Annotated in this window: 1 pseudogene; it reads right to left on the bottom strand. The window is 28.9% G+C overall.

Features of this window, described 5'->3' with window-relative positions:
* Window positions 1-4,442, bottom strand: a pseudogene (locus CAMP5063_RS08120) (hypothetical protein); the annotation flags it as partial.

Here is a 4,442-nt window from a genome sequence, read left to right on the forward strand (position 1 = left end):
TTACCTTGTCTTTTAAAGTAGTTTGGATAAAGTTATTTACTTTATCTTTGTTAATATTAGCTTGATTAGAAGCATTTGAAACTTCAGTTAAAATATTATCTTTGGCCTGTATAGCTTCATTATCTGCAAATTTATCATCACTAGCTTTGTCTAAGCCATTGTCTTGATAAGCTAGTAAAAAATCTAAGCTTTGAATCATAGAATGAGCTATATCAAGTCTTTTATCATCATTTGGATATTTATCTTTACTTAAAAGATAATTAGCTAAAAATTCTGCTTTAGAGGTAGGATTGTCTTTATCAATCTTTGCATAAGCTTTTAACAAATCATTTAGTGTATTTATATCTACTGCATAGAATTTATCTTTTAAGTCGAATATGATTTTTTCTAAAAGTTTTGGGTCTAAGATATCATCATCACTTAAGATAGCTGTTTCATCTTTAATATTTTCTACATCAGGGATATTTGCAATAGGTTTTTGTGGCAAATCAGATATAGCAATATTAGGATTATCTACTTCAAAATCAGGAATATTAACTTCTGGAATTTGAGGTATTGTAACATTAGATGGAGGGGTTATAATAGGCAATATGGGTCTTAATACCAGCTTATCTAAGTTATTAAACTCTCCAAGAGCTAAATTTTTATCCATGTAAGCATGTATATTCACTTTTCCCTTATCTACTACATTATTGCCATTTACTATATTCCATATGTATTCATCAGCAAATTTGCCGTCAAGCGCAACTGAATGATAAACGTGAATATTACCCAATTCTTTAATTTTATCAATACCTCCAACAATAAATTTACCTTTCCATAGACTTTCTAAGCTATTTATTTTATCATCATAGTCAGATTGTATTTTAAAATTCTCATCTAGAAAAATAAATACATTATTAGCTTTTAAATAACCTTTTGAACCACCTAAGTGATCAGAAATACTCCCTATAAAACCTGAAGTATAATTTTCACCAACTACAATAATATTATCCTTAGAACTTATTTTTTTATTTATATTTTCAATCTTGCCAATTTTTTTTATGCTGATATTATTTAAATTTAACTGATTTGCATATCCAATAAATCCCCCTATATAAGAAATAGGGTTATTTTTATTGTCTATCGTATTAGTAATGCTTTCGATACCATCAATACTTATATTATTTATTGTATTAAACCAAGCATTACCTGCAAACCCTCCAACATAAGCAATATTTGCTTCATTGCCTTTTATACAGCTAGAGATATCACCTAATTTTTTTAAACTTATATTTGACACCTTTTTATTATCCCATATTTTTCCTGCAAAACCACCAACATAAGAATTACCGCCATTTCTAGATACATTGATCAAAGAAGAAGAGATAATACCAATATTATCTAAACTTATATTACTAAAGTTTCCGACGCCTTGACCTGCAAAACCACCTGCATAAGCATCTCCATTGGATTTTGAGTGAGTTACACTTTCAATAGATGAGATATTGTTTACCTTAATCTTATCATAAATACCACCACCACCATATTTTTGACCACCTACAAAACCACCTGCATAAGCATCTCCATTGGTTGCAGTGCTAGATATATCTGATTTTACATCAATAACTATATTGTTAAAATTAGATGTGCTTGTTCCAGCAAAACCACCTGCATAAGAATTTTTATCTGCAATGCTTGTTATTTCTAATTTATCACCTTTAACAACAATATTTTCATACACAGATTGATAATTTTCATCACGTCCTACAAAACCACCCGCATAAGCATCTCCATTGGTTGCAGTGCTAGATATACTCCCATTAAATGCAAGATTGATTGTATCAAAATTACTTTTTCCCCACATATTTCCTACGAAACCGCCTGCATAAGAATCATTTTTAAGTGAGGTGCTAGATATATCTCCATTAATATTAAGACTTATATCTTTCAATTCATTCGACCCGCCTATTAATCCAGCAAAACCACCTACATAAGAAGAACTTTGACTATAATCTATCGGATCTTTTGTTATGCTAGATATTTTTGAATTACTATTTACTTTTATTGATATTTTTTCATAACGGTGACTCAAGCCACTTTCACCTACGAAACCGCCTGCATAAGAATCATTTTTAAGTGAGGTGCTAGATATATCTCCATTAATATTGAGATTTATATTTTTAAATAATAATGTTTCATCACCATAATGATCAAATCTTGGACCAGCAGCTCCAGCAAAACCACCTGCATAGGATCCTCTTGTATATTCACTGTTATTTTCAGTGCTAATTATATCTCCATTTACAGTTAGGTTAATATTATTAAATGTTCCATTATCAATATACCCGGCAAAACCACCCGTATAGGATCCTCTTACATATTCACTGTTATTTTCAGTGCTAATTATATCTCCATTTACAGTTAGGTTAATATTATTAAATGTTCCATTATCAATATACCCGGCAAAACCACCCGCATATTTACCTCCATTTATATCATGATATGCTAAATTTAAATTTATATTTTCATATTTACCATAATTTATTGTTCTAGCAAATCCATAAATTTTATAATCTTTATTTTTATTATTAAATTTAAAATCAGAAAAGGATATCTTATTTGCACCATAAAAACAATCTGTGCAAAAATAAGCAGCTTCTTTATTATTCACAAAATTGAAATTTTTCATTAATACATTATTTCCCCCACCTGCTCCAAATCCACTAGCAGAATCATTATTTATAAAACTAATTTGATTCATTATTATATTGTTTGATTTTCCAATACTACCAAATCCACTAGCAGAGTTGTAACCACTACCACCATCTCCTATAAACTTTATATTGCTTAATTTTACATTGTTAGCTGTTGAATTTTCGCCAAAATTACCAAAACCGCTTTTGGAGCCATTGCTTTTAAATTCAATTTCATCAAGAATTATATTATTAAAGAATATCTCAGAATCAGTAAACATATTAGTTCTTGTACCAAAAGTACTATATCTTGCTTTTAAATTTTCTAGTTTAAGATCGTGAATGCTTCCGCCATCAATATAACTAGAAAAAATATTATCAAGACGACCTTTTTTGTTGTTAATTTGCACTAAACTAATATCTCCATCTGCAATAATACCAGCAAAACCATTATTATTGCTATCACCATAGAAATTTATTCCTATATTTTTATACAATCCTCCACCTATATACCCAGCAAAACCTCCTCTGTATATATGAGAAAGAACGGATTCAGTATTAATATTGTGATTTTTATCATAACCAATCATTATATTTGAAAAAGAAGCATCTTTACTTTTTATATATCCAGCTAATCCACCTAGATATGTTTTCGAATAAATACCAACATCTGTATAGTCGGCTCCATGTTTTATAAAAACATCACCAAAAATATTATCAAATTTAATATTACTAAAGGTTTGTTTTTTATCTCCTTCTATAACCCCAGCCAACCCACCTACTCTCAAATAATTTGCCATCCAATAATAATCACTCACATAATGTATATCTATGGAATTTAAATTACTTATTCTAATATTATCAAAATTTGAATTTTTAACTACGCCAACTAGTCCACCTATACTTACATCATAAAAATCATTATGGTACTTTATGCCTCCATTTTCATAATCTATATGAATATTTTTAAAGCTACTATCCTCTATAGTTCCAAACAAACCAAGTCTTTTATATAATATAAAAGACCCTGTATCTACATTATCTAAATCCATATTAATATTTTTTAAAGCAAAACCTTGCCCATCAAAAATTTTATTTTTAAAACTATTAAATTCTAAATATGAATTATAATCTTCAGAATCTTCAACTAATCTAACATGATACCCAATCATCATATTAGTAAATTCATTATCTTGTCTTTTACCATCACCATTTAAGTCTACCCAATAATTAGCATAGTTTTGACCATTACTTGCTTTAAAATCTATATCATTAGTAAGTCTATACTCATTAGCATTTTTTCTAAATTCGCTATCTTTAAATGCATTTTCATTCCACCCTTTAGCAAAATGCCACCAGTCAACATCAGAGCCTATGCCTACATAATCATATACTTTAAAGTTATTGTTTGTATTTGTATATTTATCAAACACTTTAAAAGAACTAGGATTATAATAATACCCACTAGCATTTAAATACATAGAACCTTTAAAATTATTACCATTGCTTCCCTTGATATTTAATTTGCTAAGTTTATTACCATTAATAGAGCTTACATCAACATAAACTTCATTGCCTTGTAAAGTTATTTCATTAGCTGAAATTTGTTTTGAGTGTTCTCCTAAATTTTTACCATAGTCAGCATATGCATTAGACACTACTTTATTACCTTGTAAAACAACGCTAGCAGCATTGATTTCACCACCCATATTAATCACATTTCCACCCTTAGGATTTGGCTTAAACACCGGAGAAAAAGAAGCACCT

It is taken from the genome of Campylobacter sp. RM5063 (genome assembly GCF_024723655.1).
GTDB classification, from domain to species: Bacteria; Campylobacterota; Campylobacteria; order Campylobacterales; family Campylobacteraceae; genus Campylobacter_D; species Campylobacter_D lari_D.